Source organism: Pseudomonas sp. SED1, from assembly GCF_034044025.1.
GTDB lineage: Bacteria > Pseudomonadota > Gammaproteobacteria > Pseudomonadales > Pseudomonadaceae > Aquipseudomonas.
In genome coordinates, this window is record NZ_JAXCIS010000119.1 from 1 (window position 1) to 17,513 (window position 17,513).

At 61.1% G+C, this 17,513-nt stretch carries 18 protein-coding genes; 7 read left to right on the top strand and 11 right to left on the bottom strand.

Going from position 1 to position 17,513, the window contains the following annotated elements:
* Positions 1–19: 19 nt before the first annotated feature.
* The 4 genes from SNL23_RS15380 to SNL23_RS15395 all read right to left on the bottom strand — a co-directional run bounded on the left by SNL23_RS15380 (position 20) and on the right by SNL23_RS15395 (position 4,823).
* A complete protein-coding gene (locus tag SNL23_RS15380) occupies positions 20–856 on the bottom strand; it encodes a transporter substrate-binding domain-containing protein (RefSeq protein WP_076013487.1) in 837 nt (278 codons plus the stop codon).
* Positions 857–880: 24 nt separating this feature from the next.
* The gene (locus tag SNL23_RS15385) at positions 881–2,875 is read right to left on the bottom strand and encodes an aminotransferase class I/II-fold pyridoxal phosphate-dependent enzyme (RefSeq protein WP_318302650.1); all 1,995 of its coding nucleotides are present in this window, start codon (positions 2,873–2,875) and stop codon (positions 881–883) included.
* Positions 2,876–2,978: 103 nt separating this feature from the next.
* A complete protein-coding gene (locus SNL23_RS15390; RefSeq protein WP_318302651.1) occupies positions 2,979–3,770 on the bottom strand; it encodes a CDP-diacylglycerol diphosphatase in 792 nt (263 codons plus the stop codon).
* A 69-nt stretch (positions 3,771–3,839) separates the two neighbouring features.
* A complete protein-coding gene (locus SNL23_RS15395) occupies positions 3,840–4,823 on the bottom strand; it encodes an aldo/keto reductase (RefSeq protein WP_167664293.1) in 984 nt (327 codons plus the stop codon).
* 112 nt (positions 4,824–4,935) lie between these two features.
* On the opposite strand from SNL23_RS15395, the gene SNL23_RS15400 reads away from it, so the two are divergent.
* Complete coding sequence (locus SNL23_RS15400) at positions 4,936–5,862, top strand: LysR family transcriptional regulator (protein WP_167664292.1); 927 nt, start codon at positions 4,936–4,938, stop codon at positions 5,860–5,862.
* Positions 5,863–5,919: 57 nt separating this feature from the next.
* Positions 5,920–7,266 carry a cation:proton antiporter gene (locus SNL23_RS15405; RefSeq protein WP_318302652.1) on the top strand — a complete coding sequence of 449 codons (1,347 nt, stop codon included), beginning with the start codon at positions 5,920–5,922 and terminating at the stop codon, positions 7,264–7,266.
* Positions 7,267–7,269: 3 nt separating this feature from the next.
* On the opposite strand, the gene SNL23_RS15410 is transcribed toward SNL23_RS15405, so the two are convergent.
* The 3 genes from SNL23_RS15410 to SNL23_RS15420 form a co-directional block, all read right to left on the bottom strand.
* Positions 7,270–7,410, bottom strand: coding sequence for a hypothetical protein (locus tag SNL23_RS15410; RefSeq protein ID WP_003217070.1), 141 nt, complete (start codon positions 7,408–7,410; stop codon positions 7,270–7,272).
* 11 nt (positions 7,411–7,421) lie between these two features.
* On the bottom strand, positions 7,422–7,634 hold the full coding sequence (locus tag SNL23_RS15415) for a hypothetical protein (protein WP_076013493.1): 213 nt from the start codon (positions 7,632–7,634) through the stop codon (positions 7,422–7,424).
* 72 nt (positions 7,635–7,706) lie between these two features.
* Complete coding sequence (locus SNL23_RS15420; RefSeq protein ID WP_063030302.1) at positions 7,707–8,252, bottom strand: hypothetical protein; 546 nt, start codon at positions 8,250–8,252, stop codon at positions 7,707–7,709.
* Between the two features lie 400 nt (positions 8,253–8,652).
* Here SNL23_RS15420 and SNL23_RS15430 point away from each other — a divergent pair, with 400 nt between their 5' ends.
* The 3 genes from SNL23_RS15430 to SNL23_RS15440 all read left to right on the top strand — a co-directional run bounded on the left by SNL23_RS15430 (position 8,653) and on the right by SNL23_RS15440 (position 11,551).
* Complete coding sequence (locus tag SNL23_RS15430) at positions 8,653–10,062, top strand: circularly permuted type 2 ATP-grasp protein (RefSeq protein ID WP_076013495.1); 1,410 nt, start codon at positions 8,653–8,655, stop codon at positions 10,060–10,062.
* 2 nt (positions 10,063–10,064) lie between these two features.
* Positions 10,065–11,015, top strand: a complete 951-nt coding sequence (locus SNL23_RS15435; protein ID WP_078742360.1) for an alpha-E domain-containing protein — start codon at positions 10,065–10,067, stop codon at positions 11,013–11,015.
* A 110-nt stretch (positions 11,016–11,125) separates the two neighbouring features.
* Positions 11,126–11,551: a nuclear transport factor 2 family protein gene (locus SNL23_RS15440; RefSeq protein ID WP_318302653.1), complete on the top strand. Its 426-nt coding sequence runs from the start codon at positions 11,126–11,128 to the stop codon at positions 11,549–11,551.
* A 90-nt stretch (positions 11,552–11,641) separates the two neighbouring features.
* On the opposite strand, the gene msrA is transcribed toward SNL23_RS15440, so the two are convergent.
* The 3 genes from msrA to msrB form a co-directional block, all read right to left on the bottom strand.
* A complete protein-coding gene (msrA, locus tag SNL23_RS15445; RefSeq protein ID WP_318302654.1) occupies positions 11,642–12,337 on the bottom strand; it encodes a peptide-methionine (S)-S-oxide reductase MsrA in 696 nt (231 codons plus the stop codon).
* Between the two features lie 145 nt (positions 12,338–12,482).
* Positions 12,483–14,240 (bottom strand): cytochrome c biogenesis protein DipZ, encoded by a 1,758-nt coding sequence (locus SNL23_RS15450; protein WP_318302656.1) that lies wholly within the window; start codon positions 14,238–14,240, stop codon positions 12,483–12,485.
* A 29-nt stretch (positions 14,241–14,269) separates the two neighbouring features.
* Complete coding sequence (msrB, locus tag SNL23_RS15455) at positions 14,270–14,782, bottom strand: peptide-methionine (R)-S-oxide reductase MsrB (RefSeq protein WP_318302658.1); 513 nt, start codon at positions 14,780–14,782, stop codon at positions 14,270–14,272.
* Positions 14,783–15,083: 301 nt separating this feature from the next.
* On the opposite strand from msrB, the gene SNL23_RS15460 reads away from it, so the two are divergent.
* The gene (locus SNL23_RS15460; RefSeq protein ID WP_093209852.1) at positions 15,084–15,794 is read left to right on the top strand and encodes a response regulator transcription factor; all 711 of its coding nucleotides are present in this window, start codon (positions 15,084–15,086) and stop codon (positions 15,792–15,794) included.
* The gene (locus SNL23_RS15465; RefSeq protein WP_318302660.1) at positions 15,791–17,248 is read left to right on the top strand and encodes a sensor histidine kinase; all 1,458 of its coding nucleotides are present in this window, start codon (positions 15,791–15,793) and stop codon (positions 17,246–17,248) included. Before SNL23_RS15460 ends, SNL23_RS15465 begins: the two co-directional genes overlap by 4 nt.
* 32 nt (positions 17,249–17,280) lie before the next feature.
* Here the strand turns inward: SNL23_RS15465 and SNL23_RS15470 are convergent.
* The coding region (locus tag SNL23_RS15470) for a hypothetical protein (protein WP_318302662.1) at positions 17,281–17,513 on the bottom strand (233 nt) is incomplete at its 5' end.

Here is a 17,513-nt window from a genome sequence, read left to right on the forward strand (position 1 = left end):
GCACTCCCTTTCTACCGGGTTAGTTTGTGTAGGGGCTGTCGCAGACTTTGCTCACATAGGCCGGTGTGTCGGCGCGTTTGCACGGGCTGACCGATACCCCAAACACGCTCTGGGACAGGTCGGCGTAGTCCTTGCTCACCAGCAACTCACCGATGGCCTTGTCCAGGCGGGCCTTGAGTTCGGTGTCTTCCTTGCGCAGGCCGGCCCCCACGCCACGGCCGATGATCGGGTCGTAAGGCACTTCGGCGATTTCCGCCAGGCCCTGGGCTTCAGGGGTCTTCACCATCATGGCGATGGCGACACCGTCGGCCATCATCAGGTCGGTGCGCCCGGCTATCAGGTCGGCGTTGGCCGATTCCTGGGTGTCGTAGTACTTCAGGTCAGCAATGTTCTCGTAGTACTTCTTCAGGTAGTTGGCGCTTACCGTGGAGATCTGCACGCCGATGATCTTGCCCTTCAACCCCGCCGGCGTGACCTCGACGGTGGTGCCCTTGGGGCCGGCAATGCCCAGCAGCGAGTCGTAGTAGGCGCGGCTGAAGGCGATCTGTTTTTCGCGCTCGTCGGTGACCGACATCGAGGAGAAGATCACGTCGATTTTCTTCGCCAGCAACGACGGAATAATCCCGTCCCACGCCACTTCCTTGATCTGACACTCAGCCTTCATCAAGCCGCAGAGCTTGTGGATCAGGTCGACTTCAAAGCCTGTCCACTCACCGTTGCCGCCCTTCACCGTGAACGGTGGGTAGGGTTCCGCCGCCACTGCGAACACGATAGGTTTCTCCGCCGCCAACGCCGTACCTGCCGCCAGCATCAACACTGCACTGCTCAACCACTTTGCCAATCGTTTGGATTTCATGATCTTGCCCCGTCTTTTTTGGAGTTAGCGAGTTTGATGCGCGTTGACGAACTGCCGGCAACGCTCACTGCGTGGGTCGATAAACACTGAGTCTGGCGAGCCGGTTTCCTCGATCAGGCCTTGATGTAAGAACGCGACTTTGGATGACACATCCCGGGCGAACGCCATTTCATGGGTCACCAGGATCATGGTGCGGCCCTCTTCCGCGAGGGAGCGAATCACCCGCAGCACTTCGCCCACCAGTTCCGGGTCGAGGGCCGAAGTGGGTTCGTCGAACAGCATGACTTTGGGGCGCATGGCCAGGGCGCGGGCGATGGCCACCCGCTGTTGCTGGCCGCCGGAGAGGAACGCCGGGTATTCGTTGCGCTTGGCGGCCAGGCCAACCCGGTCGAGCAAGGCTTCGGCGCGCTCGATGGCTTCGGCGCGGCTTTCGCGCAGCACCTGGATCGGCGCTTCGATGAGGTTTTCCAGGACCGTGCGATGGGGCCACAGGTTGAAGTTCTGGAACACCATGCCGAGTGTCGAACGAATCCGCACCAGCTGTTTGGCGTCTGCCACCAGTGGTGCGCCGGGGCGACCGTAGTTGAGCTTGATGCTTTCACCGTCGACGTGAATGCTGCCCTGGTCCGGTACTTCGAGCATGTTGATGCAGCGCAGCAAGGTACTTTTGCCCGAGCCGCTGGCGCCGATCAGCGAGATCACTTCGCCTTCGTGGGCCGTCAGGGAGATGCCCTTGAGCACTTCGATATTGCCAAAGCGTTTGTGCAGGTCGAGCACCTCGATCATCTTCTTCGCCGCAGCCGGCTGCACGCTGATGATTTTCGCCGCAGGCGCTATGCGTGGTTCACCGGCGAGCTTGGCGACGAAGCGGCTGATACGTTCACAAGCTTCCGCCAGCCGCGTTTCACCCAAGGTGAACGACAGCCGCACAAAGCCCTGGGCCGGCTCACCGAAGGCGGCGGCATCCAGTACGGAAACCCCCGCTTCGCGAAACAGGCGCCAGGCGAAATCCAGGGAGCTGAGGCCGGTGTCCCGCACGTCCACCAACACGAACATGCCGGCTTGCGGAGCGCGTACGTGGATGCCCGGGCAACCGCTGAGACCCGCCACCACCAGGTCACGGCGCCGACGGTAAGTTTCACGCATGCCGTGAGTGACTTCATCGTGGGCCAGCACAGCAGCCGTCGCGGCTTCCATCACAAACCCCGGCAAGCCGTAGAGCATGCTCAATACCAGGGTTTCTGCGTGGGCGACCATGGCAGGTTCGGCCATGATCCAGCCGATGCGCCAGCCGGTCATGGCGTGGGATTTCGACAGACTGCCAATCACGATGCAGCGCTCGGCCATGCCCGGCAGCGCCGCCAGGCTGTGGTATTCGCCATCGAACACCAGGCTTTCGTAGACCTCGTCCACCACGACCCACAGTTCATGCTCGATCGCCAGGTCAGCAATCGCTTGCAGCTCCTGGGGATTAAGCACCACGCCGGTGGGGTTGTTGGGGTTGGAAAAGAAAATCGCCCGGGTTCGGGGCGTGATCGCGGCAGCGAGTAACACCGGATCAAGGCGAAAACCCGAGTCAGCCGAACACGGCACGCGCACCAGCGTCGCGCCGCTGGCCTTGAGCGTGGCTTCGTAGGTGACGTACATCGGGTCGAGGACGATCACTTCATCACCGGCCTGTAACAGGCACAGCGAAGTGACGAACAAGGCGTTCTGCGCACCGGCCACGGTGATGACGTTTTCGGCGTTCAGCGGGCGATCCAGGGATTGGCTGTAGCGGGCGGCGATGGCATCGCGCAGTGCCGGGCGGCCGGGGATTTCGGTGTAGTGGGTGTCGCCCTTGCGCAGCGCCTCGACGGCGGCGTCGGTGATGAACGAGGGTGTGGTGAAATCGGGATCGCCCACACTCAGGATAATGATGTCTTCGCCTTTGCTGCTGGCCTGGAAGGCGGCGTGGTGAATGTCCCAGGCGGCTACGCCCTGCCCTGCAATTCGCTCAACAAAGGGTGAAAACCGCATGCCAGTGCCTCTCGTTCAATCAGAAAAAGCGCAAGCCCGCCTGTTACCAGGCAGGGGGTGCAGCCAACATAATTGAAACTGAACACTCGTTCAACGGCAAATTTCACCGGATGTCGTTAACAGCTAAAACAGGTCGTTGTGGTGGTTTGCCCATCAGGTTGCACTGGTGGTCTTGCAGCTCTTCGGCAGACGCCAGGTTCCATTCCTTGAGCGTCAACCGCGTCGTCAACAGCACGAAGTTGCCATTCGCACCCGGTGTCAGCAGCAAGCTGTAGCTGGCCATGGCGTCGCCCTGGGCCTGCGCGTACTCATTCAAGATCGCCAGCGGGTCGCGCAGGTCGAAGTCCGCCGCCGACAAGGTGCGGGCACTGTAGGTATGTCCCAATAGTTTTACCGGCAGGGTTTGCCATTGCTCGTTGAGGGTCGCGGCACGTTCGTTGAGGGCGTTGAACACGTCGGGCCGCAGGCAGGCGATATGGATGTGCAACTGGTTTTGCGAGCGGCCATAACGCGAGTTGATCGCCAGCGACACAAAGCGGTCGGCAATCGGCGTTTGCAGGCCGGCGGAGAGAACATCGTGGTTTTTCCAGGCCTGGGCAAAGTAATGCGGCAGCAGGTTTCGGGTCAGCGCGATGTCTTCGATGCCGGTGACTTTATCGGTGGGAATCAGCAAGTCCTGATACGGGCCGTTGAGGTCCTTGAGCAGTGCAAAGCCTTTCTCCGGGTCGACCTTGAGGCACGGACTGGGGTTGTGGTGCTGGTTCTGATCGGGCACGCATTGGCGGCTGACGATCTGCCACAGCACATCAGGATTGCCCCGCCATTTCCAGGCGCCCGCCAATGCCACCACACACAACAAACCACCGACAGTCTTGAATACGGTACCGCGCTTCATGCCAAAAACCTCAACGCCAAAGGGATGTCTTCTGTTGTTTTGCAACCGCAGACATCCCTGTCGCAAAGGTTAACGCTTGCCAGGGGCCATGAATTCCGGCCCTACCGGATCTTTTATCGTGCTGGCGAGAATACGGTCGATATGTTGCAGGTCGTCGGCGCTCAGCTGCCAGCCGAATGCGTCCTCGATGCCTTTCAATTGCTCCGGGCGACGGGCGCCCCACAGCGCAATCGTCGGGCCCTGGTCCAGCACCCAGCGTAATGCCAGGGCCAGCACTGACTTGCCGTGGCATTCGCGGGCGTACACGTCCAGTGCCGCCACCGCTGCCAGGTATTGCTCAAAGCGCGGCGCCTTGAATTTCGGGTCGAGCTTGCGCACATCGTCACCGTTAAAGCGCGTGGCGGCGTGCATGCTGCCGGTCAGCAGGCCCCGGCACAGCGAACCGTAGGCCAATACCACCAAGGCGTTTTGCTTGGCGTACGGCAGGATGTCGCTGTCGATCGCCCGCTCGAACAGGTTATAGGGTGGCTGCACCGTATCCAGGTGAGTGTACTGACGGAAATCGTCCATTTGCGCGGGTGAATAATTGCTCACGCCCACCGCGAGGATCTTGCCTTCGCGGCGCAGTTTTTCCAGCTCACTAGCCGTCTCTTCCTGGGCCACCAGCGGGTCAGGCCAGTGAATCTGGTAGAGGTCGATGTAGTCGGTTTCCAGGCGCAGCAGCGAGTCTTCGATTTCCTTGCGGATGCGTTGGGCCGTGGCGTTGCGGCGCACGGTGCCGTCGTCCCATTGCAGCCCGGCCTTGGTGGCGATCACGGCGTTATGGCGCACACCGTGCAGGGCGCGGCCGATCAGTTCTTCAGACAGCCCGAGGCCGTAGACCGGCGCGCTGTCGATAAAGTTGATGCCGCTGTCCAGCGCATGGCGAATGGTCTTGATCGAGACCTCATTATCGGCACCGCCCCACATCGAGCCGCCCATGGACCAGGTGCCCAGGGCAATCCGCGAGACGGCCTTGTCGATGCCCGGGATCTTGATGGTTTCGATACTCATGAAAAAAGCCTCCGCCAGAAACAATCAGTAAAAAAACGATTACTCTAGATCATCCGAGGTTGAATCGGGCTCAACGGCGCGTGCAACCCAAACCCCACAAAAGGTGCTTGATATGGCTGCGTTCAACCGTTCCGAATTGGCCGACCTGAATGTGTTCATGGCGATCATCCGCCGCCGCAGTTTCCGGCATGCCGCTCATGAACTGGGCGTCACCACTTCGGCCTTGAGCCACACCATGCGCAACCTGGAAACCCGCCTGGGGGTCAAGTTGCTCTACCGCACCAGCCGTGCGGTGGAGCCCACCGACGCGGGCGTGGTGCTCGCGGAAAAACTCAGTGCCGGCTTCGCGACGATTCAGGACGGTCTCGATACCCTTGAACTGTACCGCGAGGCGCCGATTGGCCGGCTACGCCTGAACGTGCCACGGGATGCGGCGGTGTTGCTTGTCTCGCCAATCCTGGGTGAGTTCACCCGCGCTTACCCACAATTGCGCCTGGACGTGATGATTGATGACCGCATGCTCGACATCGTCGCCGAAGGCTACGACGCGGGTATCCGCTATGGCGCCACGGTGCCCCAGGACATGGTGGCCGTGCCGCTGACGGGCGAGCTGCGCTGGATCATGGTCGCTTCCCCCGCGTATCTCAAGCAGGCCGGAACGCCTTCGGTACCCAAGGACTTGCTCGCGCACTCCTGCGTGCGCATGTACCTGGGCGACAAGACCACCTACAAGTGGGAACTGGGCAACGGCACTCGCCAGCAGCGCCTCGACGTGCCTGGCCACTTCAGTGCGGCTGACACCCAGACCATCGTCGACGCAGCGCTGCAAGGCGTGGGCATCGCCTACTGCCTGGAGAATCGCGTGCTGTCGGAACTGGCAGACGGCCGCCTGGTACAGGTGTTGCCCGATTGGGTCTGCATCGGCGCGCCGCTGTGCATGTACTACCCCAGCCGGCGCCAGTCGCAGCCGGGGTTGCGGCAATTGATCGACATGATCCGCCTGAAAACCACCGGCTCGCCGTGGCTGGAATCACATTGAACCTGTGCCTGGCCGTGGTCCTCAAACCGGGATAGACCACGGCCTGGTGCACCCGCAATGACTTTTATTTTATGGATGGCCGTACTCGGCGCAGTGTTGCTCATCCTCGCCCTCACCTCCTCCTACCTGCGCTGGATGCCCGTCACCACCTCGGCTGTCTGCCTGCTGCTGGGTATCTGCATTGGCCCGCTGGGCATGGACCTGCTGCACCTGGACATCAAGGGCTCAGCCCGTTGGATGGAACACCTGACGGAAGTCGCGGTGCTGTTTTCGCTGTTTGTCAGCGGGCTGAAGCTGCGCCTGCCACTGAAGCACCGAACCTGGCGCATTGCGTTCGGCATGGCCGGTCCCGTGATGCTCTTGACCATCCTCGGCACGTGCCTGGTGCTGCATTGGCTGCTGGATTTGTCGTGGGGCGTTTCGCTGTTGGTGGGGGCGATTCTGGCACCGACCGACCCGGTGCTCGCGGGCTTGGTTCAGGTGAATAACGCTCAGGACTATGACTCGCTGCGTTTCGGCCTTTCAGGCGAGGCAGGACTGAACGACGGCACGGCCTTCCCGTTCGTGATCTTTGCGCTGATCTTCATGCAGCACGGCGGCTTCGACGGTGACTGGCTGGGCGGCTGGGTCCTGAAAAACCTGCTCTGGGCCGTACCTGCCGGGCTGCTTGTGGGGTACTGGATGGGACGGGGCATCGGTCGCATCACCCTGAAGATGCGGATCACCAATGCCGACAGCACCCTGTCTCCCAATGACTACCTGACGCTGGCCCTGATCGCCCTGGCCTACGTGGTGGCTGAAGCCATCGGCGGCTATGGTTTTCTGTCGGTGTTTGCCGCCGGCCTCGGGCTGCGCCAGGCCGAGTTCAAGTCCACCGGCAACTCACAAACTCCGGCTGAACATTTGGCGCAACCGGTGGTTGGCCACATGGAAGTGGAGCCGGAGCATGCGTTGCACGGTGACGTCGGGCAACTCCAAGACACGCAGATCGCCGCCGGGGTAATGATGGGCGACATGCTCGCCTTTGGCGGCCTGGTGGAGCGTTCGATGGAAGTGTTCCTGGTGACCCTGCTGGGCGTAGTACTGGTCAGCCATTGGGACTGGCGGGCGCTGGCGGTGGGCGCGTTGCTGTTTTGCGTGATCCGCCCCCTCAGCGTGCTGTCGATACCCTGGGGCACCTTGCTGAATCGCCATCAGCGCGGGTTGGTAGGCTGGTTCGGAATTCGCGGGATCGGCAGCATCTACTACCTGTTCTATGCCATCAGCCATGGACTGGTGGGCACCAGCAGTGCGGTGGCGGTGAACCTGACGCTGTCAGTCATTGCCCTGAGCATCGTCGTTCATGGTCTCAGCACCCAGCCGATGCTGGCGTGGTATGAACGACGTGCCCAGGCACAACAATGACGTCTACTCCTGATTTTCGGTGTTGCCGACGTCGGCGGCATCATCCAGGTCGTTAAGCGGTACTTCGGCATCATCCATCAATGAACCCGGGTCTTCGTTGCCCGGGTCATTGAGTTCATCGTCTTCGTCTATTTCAACTGACATGACCGTCTCCTCTAACCGCCTTGGGTATCGATATCGGCATCGGTTTCAGGCTTGGGCTCGCGCTCGGGCTTGAAGTCAGGACTGTAGTCGTTTTCCTTGGCCTTTGGGTCGCTGGCAGGCTTCGGGTCTTTCGGCGCGTCGGCCGCGGTGCCTGGCGCCGGTTCGCCACCGTCGATGGCGGGATCGTTACGGTTGCTGGTTTGCGGGTCGTTGTCTGTGCTCATGGCTCACCTCTGTTGGAAAACGCAGACTGCGTAAAGGTAAGGTCCTGTGCGGGTCGGTGAAGTTCCAATTGCTTATGAGCCGGGATTGTCCACCTGGATATAGAACGCATAGGCCCCCAGGATCACCCAGAACACCATGAACAGCCACGGCGCCCGCATCGAGAACAACAGCGACTTGCGATAGCCCTTGTGGGACGACTCCATCTCGGAAAACAGCGGCGACTCATCATAGGCCATGCCCATCACCGGCTCGCTGCGCAGCAGTTCGCTCTGCTTGTAGTGCCAGTGATCAATGATGTCGTAGGCCGCCCGAATACCCGGCCAGGCGTTCAGGGAGCTGAGGATGCCCAGCAGCGCGAGGAACACCGGCACCACCAGGGTGAACAGCTTGCCCCATTCCGGGTTGAGGTTGCCCATGCCGGAAACGAAGGCGATCACCAGGAATGACTGCGCCGTAAGGTAGGCGTCGGTACGGTTGGCCAGGATGCTGGTTTCGTACTGGATCTCGCGCCGGTAGAAATCGAGACGGTCCTTGGGCGAACCGAAAATCTTCGCGTTGTGTTCGCTGTGGTCGGTCAGGCTCGATTCCGGGGTGTCGGGTGAAATGATTCTGGGCACATCCGTGCTCCGTGCTGGACTGAGACCCTTTAGAAGAATCAGGCCGGCGCGAAGTTCAAGTTTGTTCATGCGCCAATTTGGAGCACGCCCCGCCCCCTGTAGGAGCGAGCTTGCTCGCGAAGGGCGTCAACGATACCGCCGGCATCCTGACTGAATGGGGTGTTCTCAGGTTTTTCGCGAGCAAGCTCGCTCCTACAGGGGTTTCGGCACAGGCATTGCTTTATGCATTCATCTGCCCAAATCCAGGAGCAATCGTTACCCCCCGACCCAGAGCCCACCCCAAAAGAAAGTAAGGACCAGGCCTGCTGGCACCATCAGCCACGGGCTCATAAAAAAATGCGTTTTCTAAAGCGGCAGTGCCACCCATCAGCATTTCCCCGGGCACTGACAAGGTACTGGAATGGCTCGATCTTTCTTTGATGAAATGAATGACGCACAAGGCGTTTGCCGTGCGCACTATCAGGAATTCTCCCGCTGGCTGGCCAATACGCCGCCAGAACTGCTGGCCCAGCGCCGCCGTGAAGCCGATCTGCTGTTTCACCGTGCCGGGATCACCTTCACCCTCTATGGGGACGAGCAAGACACCGAACGCCTGATCCCCTTCGACATCATCCCCCGCAGCATCCCCGCCAGTGAGTGGAGCGTCATCGAACGCGGCTGCATCCAGCGAGTGAATGCGCTGAACATGTTCCTCGCCGACATCTACCACGACCAGCGCATCATCAAGGCCGGGATCATTCCCGCCGAGCAAGTCCTGGGCAACGAGGGTTACCAGAAAGCCATGGTTGGCCTCGACCTGCACCGCGATATCTACTCGCATATCTCCGGGGTCGACCTGGTGCGCGATGGCGACGGCACCTACTACGTGCTTGAAGACAACCTGCGCACTCCCAGCGGCGTGAGCTACATGCTCGAAGACCGCAAGATGATGATGCGCCTGTTCCCGGAAGTGTTCGCCAAGCAACGCATCGCCCCGGTGGACCACTACCCCAACCTGCTGCTCAAGACCCTGAAAAGCGCCAGCCGCCTGGACAACCCCAACGTGGTGGTGCTGACGCCGGGCCGCTTTAACAGCGCGTTTTTTGAACATGCGTTCCTGGCCCGGGAAATGGGCGTGGAACTGGTGGAGGGCGCCGACCTGTTCGTGCACGACCTCAAGGTATTCATGCGCACCACCGATGGGCCCAAGGCCGTTGATGTGATCTACCGTCGTATCGACGATGCCTTCCTCGACCCGCAAGCCTTCAACCCCGACTCGATGCTCGGCGTGCCCGGCCTGGTCGCGGCCTATTGCGCGGGCAACGTAGTCCTGGCGAATGCCATCGGCACCGGCGTGGCGGATGACAAGTCGATCTACCCCTATGTGCCGGAAATGATCCGGTTCTACCTGGATGAAGAGCCGATCCTGCAAAACGTGCCGACCTTCCAGTGCCGCAAGCCCGATGAACTGTCCCACGTGCTGGCGCACCTGCCGGAACTGGTGGTCAAGGAAACCCAGGGTTCCGGCGGCTACGGCATGCTGGTGGGCCCCGCTTCCAGCGCAGCCGAAATCGAGGACTTCCGGCAACGCATCAAGGCCCGCCCCCACGCCTACATCGCCCAACCGACCCTGAGCCTGTCCACCTGCCCGACCTTTGTCGAAAACGGCATCGCGCCGCGACATATCGACCTGCGGCCGTTCGTGCTCTCGGGCAAGGAAACCCGCCTGGTGCCCGGTGGCTTGACCCGCGTGGCACTGCGCGAAGGCTCATTGATCGTCAACTCGTCGCAAGGCGGCGGAACGAAGGACACCTGGGTGGTGGAGGGCTGAGTATGCTGAGTAGAACCGCCGCAGATCTGTATTGGATGTCCCGCTACCTGGAGCGTGCCGAGAACCTCGCCCGCATGCTCGAAGTCAGTTATTCCCTGTCGTTGATGCCCCAGGCCGGGCGCAGTGACGGGCTGGATGAGTTGGCCATGTCGCTGCTCAGCAGCGGCACCCTGGAAAGCTACCTCGAGCGCCATAAGCAGTTGGACGCCGAGCGCATGTTGCACTTCTTTGCCCTCGACGAAGAAAACCCGGCCAGCATCTACAACTGCCTGCGGGCTGCGCGGGGGAATGCCCATGCCGTACGCGGGCGGATCACCGCCGACATGTGGGAAAACCTCAACGCCACCTGGCTGGAGATGCGCAGCATTGCCGCCGGCGGCCTGGCGCGCCATGGCATCAGCCACTTTTGCGACTGGGTGAAGCAGCGTTCGCACCTGTTTCGTGGGGCGACCTCCGGGACGATCATGCGTAATGACGCGTATCGGTTTATCCGGCTCGGCACCTTTGTCGAGCGGGCGGATAACACGTTGCGCCTGCTGGATGCGCGCTACGAGATGTTTGGCGAGGAGTCCGAAGAGGTCAGCGACCTTTCGGCACGCGGCTATTACCAGTGGAGTGCGCTGCTGCGGGCATTGTCGTCGTTCGAGGCGTATACCGAGCTGTACCCGAATGCGTTGAACGCGCGGTCGGTGTCGGAGTTATTGCTGTTGCGCAGCGATGTGCCGCGCTCGTTGCATGCGTGTATTGAAGAATTGAGCCATATCCTCGCGGACTTGCCGGGAAGTTATGGGCGTACGGCCCAGCGGTTGGCGGCCGAGTTTGAGGCGCGACTGCGGTACACCGGAATTGATGAGATTCTGGAGGACGGGTTGCACAGCCGCCTGACGGATTTTATCGATACGGTGCGGGAGTTGGCGCGGGCGATTCACAGCTCGTACCTGGAAGTCGTCTGATGTGCGACTCAATCATATAACTGTCATTTTGGATCATTGATCCGGCCTTGGTGCCGCTCTTATGTTGGTGGGGTGCAACGCCCCGCCAATCATAAGAACAGGTGCAGATGATGTCCGACGAATTGAAGTTATCTCCGCAAGCTGCCCACAGCCTCAAGCGCTGGCACGCCATGCTCGTTGCCGGTGACCTCAAGGCCCTTCCCGAATTGCTGGCCCCCGACGCGGTATTCCGCTCGCCCATGGCCCACACGCCCTACCCCGGCGCGCCTGTGGTGTCGATGATCCTCAACACCGTGTTCAATGTATTTGAAGACTTCACCTATCACCGTGAGCTGGCGACCGCCGACGGCCAAAGCGTGGTGCTGGAATTCAGCGCGCGGGTAGGTGACAAACAGCTCAAGGGCATCGACTTGATACGCTTTAACGAACAAGGGCAGATCATCGAGTTTGAAGTGATGATCCGCCCCTTGAGCGGGTTGCAAGCCCTGGGTGAGGAAATGGGCCGACGCCTGGCGCCCTACCTGGCCAAAGTGTAGGAGCGAGCTTGCTCGCGAAAAATTTGCAGGCGCCGCTCCCATCCAGACAGCAAGCGTTATCGTTAACGACCTTCGCGAGCAAGCTCGCTCCTACTGGTTTTTTACCAGCACCGGTTCTGCGCGGTATTGGTCGGGGAACAGTTTCTTCAGCTGTGCCACCTTGGGCAGGTCGTTGATCACGATGTACGGGTAGGACGGGTTTTCCGTCAGAAAATCCTGATGGTAGGACTCCGCCGGATAGAACGCTTTGCCCAGTTCGATCTGAGTCACGATCGGCTTGTCAAAGGCTTTGGCGGCGTCGAGTTGGGCGATGTAGGCCTGGGCGACTTTTTGCTGTTCGGCGTTCTGGGCAAAGATCGCCGAGCGGTACTGGGTGCCGCTGTCCGGGCCCTGGCGGTTGAGTTCCGTGGGGTTGTGGGCCACCGAGAAGTAGATCTGCAGCAGCTTGCCGTAGCTGACCTTGCTCGGGTCGTAGGTCACAGAGACGGATTCCGCGTGGCCGGTATCGCCGCCGCTGACGCTGTCGTATTGGGCGGTGCTGGCCGCGCCGCCGTCATAGCCGGAGACGGCGTTTTTCACCCCTTGCACGTGCTGGAACACGCCCTGCACACCCCAGAAGCAGCCGCCGGCGAAGACTGCGGTTTGCAGGTTGTTGGAGTCTGCGGGCAGGTCCATGGCCGGTGGCGCAATCACCACCGCGTCGTCGGACGGGCCGAAGGAGAATGCCGAGCTGTGGCCAACAAAGGCGGCGAATGCCAGGGCCGGTAAGTACTTAAGCAGTTTCATCTCATTCACTCCGAAACATCAGAATAAACACGGTCAATTGTGGGAGCTGGCTTGCCTGCGATGGCGGAGGTGAATTCAACAACGCTATCGCAGGCAAGCCAGCTCTCACATTGATCGGGTTAACCATTCAAAATTTCGCTATGGGTTAGCCGAACGTGAAGGCGTAGGCCGCCACTTGCGGATCTAGAAACTCGATGGTGAAGGTCCGGTCCTTGACCGCTCCCGGCTGACGCACAAGCTGGTACAAGCGCTGTTCGGTCACCGTGCCACTGCCATCCGGTGCGATGTCGGTACCGTGGGCATCCCCCGGCGCCTGGCCGTCAATAGTCACTTTGAAGCGCACCGGCTTGCCGTCGGCGCCAGGGCCCAGCACCAGATGCAGGTCACGGGCATGGAAGCGGTAGACGATCTTGCCGTTGGCCGCCGCGAGGGTGGCTTGCTGGCCGCCGACGTTCCATTGGCCTTCGAGGGTCCAGTTATTCAGCGCGAGATTGCCGGCTACCGGGTAGTGGGCGACCTTGTCGGTAGCCAACGTGCCAGTGGAGACAAAATGCTCGGCACGCTGGAAGCCCAGGTAGGTTTCCGGCGATTGCACTTCGTTCATGTCCGGTGCGGCCTGGATGCCCTTGGCGTCGGCTTCGATCAAGCCGCCTGCGACCTTGGTGGCCCCCGCTTCACGCAGCAGTTGCTGGATAACCCGCTCGGACTCGGCGTAATCACCCTCGCCAAAATGGTGGTAGCGAATCTGGCCCTTGGCATCGGCAAAGTAATGCGCCGGCCAGTACTGGTTGTTGAAGGCGCGCCAGATCTTGTAGTTGTTGTCGATGGCCACCGGGTAGGTGATGCCCAGGTCTTTCATGGCCTTGGTGACGTTGTTCACATCACGCTCGAAGGCGAATTCCGGGGCGTGCACACCGATCACCACCAGGCCCTGGTCGCGGTACTTCTCGGCCCAGGCCTTGACGTACGGCAAGGTGCGCAGGCAGTTGATGCAGGAGTAGGTCCAGAAATCCACCAGCACCACCTTGCCCTTCAACGCCTCGGCGGTCAGTGGCTCGGAGTTGAGCCATTGCACGGCGCCGTCCAGCGCCGGCAACTGGCCTTCCACCGGCAGCGTGTCGCTGTGATTGGCAGCCATCATCGCGCCGCCGGCCATCATTGCCCCGCTCTTCTGTTCAGGCTTGGCGCTGAGTTTTTCCACCAGGCTTTGCTCCAGGCCACCCGTTGACGCCGTCGACAAGCGCGCGAGGATGCCGGTGTCCAGGCCCAGGGCTATCGCCGCCACACCCGCCAGCATCAACGCACCCAGGCCACGGCGCAGCCATTCACCGGCGCCCAGCGAACGCTTCATGAAGCCGAAGACTTTACCGCCGACCAGCAGCGCCAAGGCCAGGGAGGTGGCAGCGCCTGCCGCGTAGGCCAGCAAGAGCAAGGTAGTGCCGATACTGGCGCCTTGCAGCGCGGCGCCCGTCAGCACCAACCCCAGGATGGGCCCGGCGCACGGTGCCCACAGCAACCCGGTGGCCACGCCGATCAGGAACGAAGCGCCCGGCCGTGGCCGCGAATCGGCCCCGGCGGCTTCCGACAGGCGACTGCCCGCCGCCACCAGTGGCCGGGTCAGTCGTTCCGACAAACTTGGCAGCAGCAAGGTCAGCCCGAATAGCGCAACAAACAGCAACGCGAGCCAGCGACCGTACTGATTGACTTGCACCACCCAACCGCCGCCCACCGCCGCGAGCGAAGCGACCAGGGCGAACGTCATCGCCATCCCCAGCAGCAGCGGCAAGCCACTGCGCAAAAACGGCTGCCCGGTGCGAGCGAAGACAAAAGGCAGAACCGGCAGGATGCACGGGCTGACAATCGTCAACACGCCGCCCAGATAGGCGAGAACCAAAAGCCACATGGGGTATTCCTTTATAAGAAGACATTGAATTAAGCCGCGGTGAACGTCATGGCTGCGCCGTTCATGCAATAACGCAGGCCGGTGGGAGCCGGGCCGTCATCGAACACATGGCCCTGATGACCGCCGCAGCGTCGGCAATGGATTTCCTTGCGTTCCACACCGAAGGAAGTGTCGACGTGGCTGGCCACGGCGTTTTCCAGGGGTTGCCAGAAACTCGGCCAACCGGTGTGGCTTTCAAATTTGGTGGTTGAGGCGTACAGCGGCAATGCACAACCGGCGCAGGCGAAAGTGCCGTTGCGGTGCTCACTGTTGAGGGCACTGCTGTAGGGGCGTTCGGTGCCCTGCTCCCGCAGGATCGCGTATTGCTCGGCGGTCAGCAGGCTGCGCCATTCGGCGTCGGTGTGACTGACTTCTAAATGTTCGGCGGCTTCTGCTTCGGCAATCAGGGCGGGACCGGCGTTGATTTTTTGCAGCAGGCCACCGGCGATTACCGCAAGCCCAAGGCCGCCGCCGGCCAGCAGCATTTGTCGACGCGTATACATGACTTTCTCCTCACACGAGTGCTGATGGCTGGCGAACCCCCTATGGCTGACAAACAGTCTGTGGCGAGGGAGCTTGCTCCCGCTGGAGTGCGCAGCGCTCCCGGTTTTTTAGGGCCGCTTCGCGACCCAGCGGGAGCAAGCTCCCTCGCCACAATGGGGTTGCGTGCTTTTTTGCCATTGCGATGTGTGAAGGTTAGGCCCGTGCTGGTCGCGGAATCCTCACGCAGAGTTAAACAATTCGTGATAACTACACTGTTGCAAAACCCGCACAATGCGCGAATCACGAGAAAAGGTTTTGCCAATGGATCAGCCCAAACGTGTCCTGGTGGTCGAGGACGATGCGCACATTGCCGATTTGATCTGCCTGCACCTGCGGGACGAGCAGTTCGAGGTGGTGCACAGCGCCGACGGTAACGAGGCCGTGCAACTGCTGGAGCAAGGCGGTTGGGATGCGTTGATCCTCGACCTGATGCTGCCCGGTGTCGACGGCCTGGAGATCTGCCGCCGCGCCCGTGCCATGACGCGCTACACGCCGATCATCATCACCAGCGCCCGCTCCAGTGAATTGCACCGCATCCTTGGCCTGGAGCTGGGGGCCGACGACTACCTGTCCAAACCGTTCTCGATGCCCGAACTGGTGGCACGGGTCAAAGCCTTGCTGCGCCGGGTAGATGCCATGGCCCGCAACCTCAAGATGGACGCCGGCAGCCTCGACCTCGGCCAGTTGTTTATCAACCCCCTGACCCGCGAAGCCACCCTGCAAAGCCAGCGCCTGGACCTCACGCCACGGGAGTTCGACCTGCTGTATTTCTTCGCACGCCAGCCGGGCAAAGTGTTCTCGCGCATGGACCTGCTCAACGCCGTGTGGGGCTACAGCCACGAAGGCTACGAACACACGGTCAACACCCATATCAATCGCCTGCGGGCCAAGGTCGAGACCGACCCGGCCAACCCGGCGCGCATCCTTACGGTGTGGGGCCGTGGCTATAAGTTCGCCGAGCAATCGTCATGAAGCTGACCCTCACACAGCGCCTGTCGCTGGTGTTCGCGTTGTTGCTGCTGATTTGCAGCGGCACCTCGGCCTGGTTGCAAGTGCGCTCCAACCACATGCACGAACTGGAGGTGGTACAAGGCCTGTCCCGCGACCTCGCCGCACATATCGCCCGAGATACTCAATTGATGGACGCCGACGGCCTCAAGCCCGATGCAGTGCGCAACCTGTTCAGCCAGTTGATGCTGGTGAACCCGAGTGTCGAGGTGTACCTGCTGGACATCAATGGCCGAGTGGTGGGCAATGCCGCGCCCAGCGGGCACTTGCGCCGTGACCAGGTGAACCTGGAACCGATCCGCCGATTCCTCAGCGGCGCCCGGTTGCCGATCGTGGGCGATGACCCGCGCAGCGTCGACGGCCTCAAGGTCTTCAGCGCCGCACCGCTCAAGGTCAACGGCCAGCAAACCGGCTACCTGTACGTGGTGCTGCTGGGCGAGGCCCATGACCTGTTCGACGCCCAGGACGCCACCAGCGTGGCCCTGAATATCGCGCTGTGGTCCATCGCCCTGGTGGCGCTCCTGTGTCTGCTGGCCGGCTTGACCGCCTTCGCCTGGATCACCCGGCCCCTGCGCCTGCTGACCGAGAAAGTCGGCCAGTTCGACATCAACGGCGCGCCAAAAGTCGAGCAGCCCGTGGCCACTGCCCCGTCGAGCCAGGACGAAATCGCCGTGCTCGATCAGGCCTTCAACCAGATGGAAAACCGCCTGGGCGAACAATGGCGTGCCCTCACCCACCAGGACCAGGAACGTCGCGAGATGGTCGCCAACATCTCCCACGACTTGCGCACGCCGCTGGCTTCGCTGCATGGCTACCTGGAAACCCTGTCGCTGAAAGACGCCAGCCTGAGCCCGGAAGACCGTCGACGTTACCTGGGCATTGCACTGGACCAAAGCCGCAAGGTCGGCGGCCTTGCGCAATCGCTGCTGGAACTGGTGCGCCTGGAGCACGGGTTTGTGCAGCCGGTGATCGAAGGGTTTTCGCTGCCGGATTTGGTGCAGGACATCTTTCAGAAATTCGAACTGACGGCTGAGGCGCGCGGCATCACCTTGAGTGCCAGCTTGCCACCGCAGGTACCGACGGTGTTTGCGGATCTGGGGTTGATTGAGCGGGTGCTGACCAACCTGCTGGATAACGCGTTGCGACATACGCCGGTGAACGGGGATATTCAGGTCACGCTTGCGCCCAAGGGGGATCGGGTTGACGTGACCGTCAGTGACAGCGGGCCGGGGATTGATGCTGAACTGCGTGAGGGATTATTCCTGCGGGCGTTTACCATTGGGGGTGCACGGCGCGATGGCGGGCTTGGGCTACGGATTGTTCATCGGATTTTGCAGTTGCATGGGCGGGAGATTCGGTTGGTGGATGTAGCTGGGCGTGGAGCGACGTTTAGGTTTTCTCTTTCACTCCAAAGTTAAAGCGGCCTAAGCCAGGCCGCTTTTCACTTACGTCACAAAGGCGTTAAACACCATGCGGGTAAATATTGATTAATGCTTTCGCTAAATGCAAACCCACCTCTATGTAAGAATGCAAAGTGGCCGGGAATTATTCGGCCTTGGGCACATAGCCAGTAGAAGTTTTCCCGAAACGGAAGAGGTGAATAAACTCTATTAACGTCGTCCTGAACTGCGCCCCTTGTTAAACTCTCGTAAAACAGCTCATCGTATAAAGATGTACCGCCTA

Bases quoted from the DNA above. Each gene is read 5' to 3' on its own strand.
- SNL23_RS15385 (WP_318302650.1), bottom strand. From the start codon at position 2,875: ATGCGGTTTTCACCCTTTGTTGAGCGAATTGCAGGGCAGGGCGTAGCC.
- SNL23_RS15400 (WP_167664292.1), top strand. From the start codon at position 4,936: ATGGCTGCGTTCAACCGTTCCGAATTGGCCGACCTGAATGTGTTCATG.
- SNL23_RS15415 (WP_076013493.1), bottom strand. From the start codon at position 7,634: ATGAGCACAGACAACGACCCGCAAACCAGCAACCGTAACGATCCCGCC.
- SNL23_RS15465 (WP_318302660.1), top strand. From the start codon at position 15,791: ATGAAGCTGACCCTCACACAGCGCCTGTCGCTGGTGTTCGCGTTGTTG.
- SNL23_RS15450 (WP_318302656.1), bottom strand. From the start codon at position 14,240: ATGTGGCTTTTGGTTCTCGCCTATCTGGGCGGCGTGTTGACGATTGTC.
- SNL23_RS15380 (WP_076013487.1), bottom strand. From the start codon at position 856: ATGAAATCCAAACGATTGGCAAAGTGGTTGAGCAGTGCAGTGTTGATG.
- SNL23_RS15395 (WP_167664293.1), bottom strand. From the start codon at position 4,823: ATGAGTATCGAAACCATCAAGATCCCGGGCATCGACAAGGCCGTCTCG.
- SNL23_RS15435 (WP_078742360.1), top strand. From the start codon at position 10,065: ATGCTGAGTAGAACCGCCGCAGATCTGTATTGGATGTCCCGCTACCTG.
- SNL23_RS15440 (WP_318302653.1), top strand. From the start codon at position 11,126: ATGTCCGACGAATTGAAGTTATCTCCGCAAGCTGCCCACAGCCTCAAG.
- msrB (WP_318302658.1), bottom strand. From the start codon at position 14,782: ATGTATACGCGTCGACAAATGCTGCTGGCCGGCGGCGGCCTTGGGCTT.
- SNL23_RS15405 (WP_318302652.1), top strand. From the start codon at position 5,920: ATGACTTTTATTTTATGGATGGCCGTACTCGGCGCAGTGTTGCTCATC.
- SNL23_RS15410 (WP_003217070.1), bottom strand. From the start codon at position 7,410: ATGTCAGTTGAAATAGACGAAGACGATGAACTCAATGACCCGGGCAAC.
- msrA (WP_318302654.1), bottom strand. From the start codon at position 12,337: ATGAAACTGCTTAAGTACTTACCGGCCCTGGCATTCGCCGCCTTTGTT.
- SNL23_RS15430 (WP_076013495.1), top strand. From the start codon at position 8,653: ATGGCTCGATCTTTCTTTGATGAAATGAATGACGCACAAGGCGTTTGC.
- SNL23_RS15390 (WP_318302651.1), bottom strand. From the start codon at position 3,770: ATGAAGCGCGGTACCGTATTCAAGACTGTCGGTGGTTTGTTGTGTGTG.
- SNL23_RS15460 (WP_093209852.1), top strand. From the start codon at position 15,084: ATGGATCAGCCCAAACGTGTCCTGGTGGTCGAGGACGATGCGCACATT.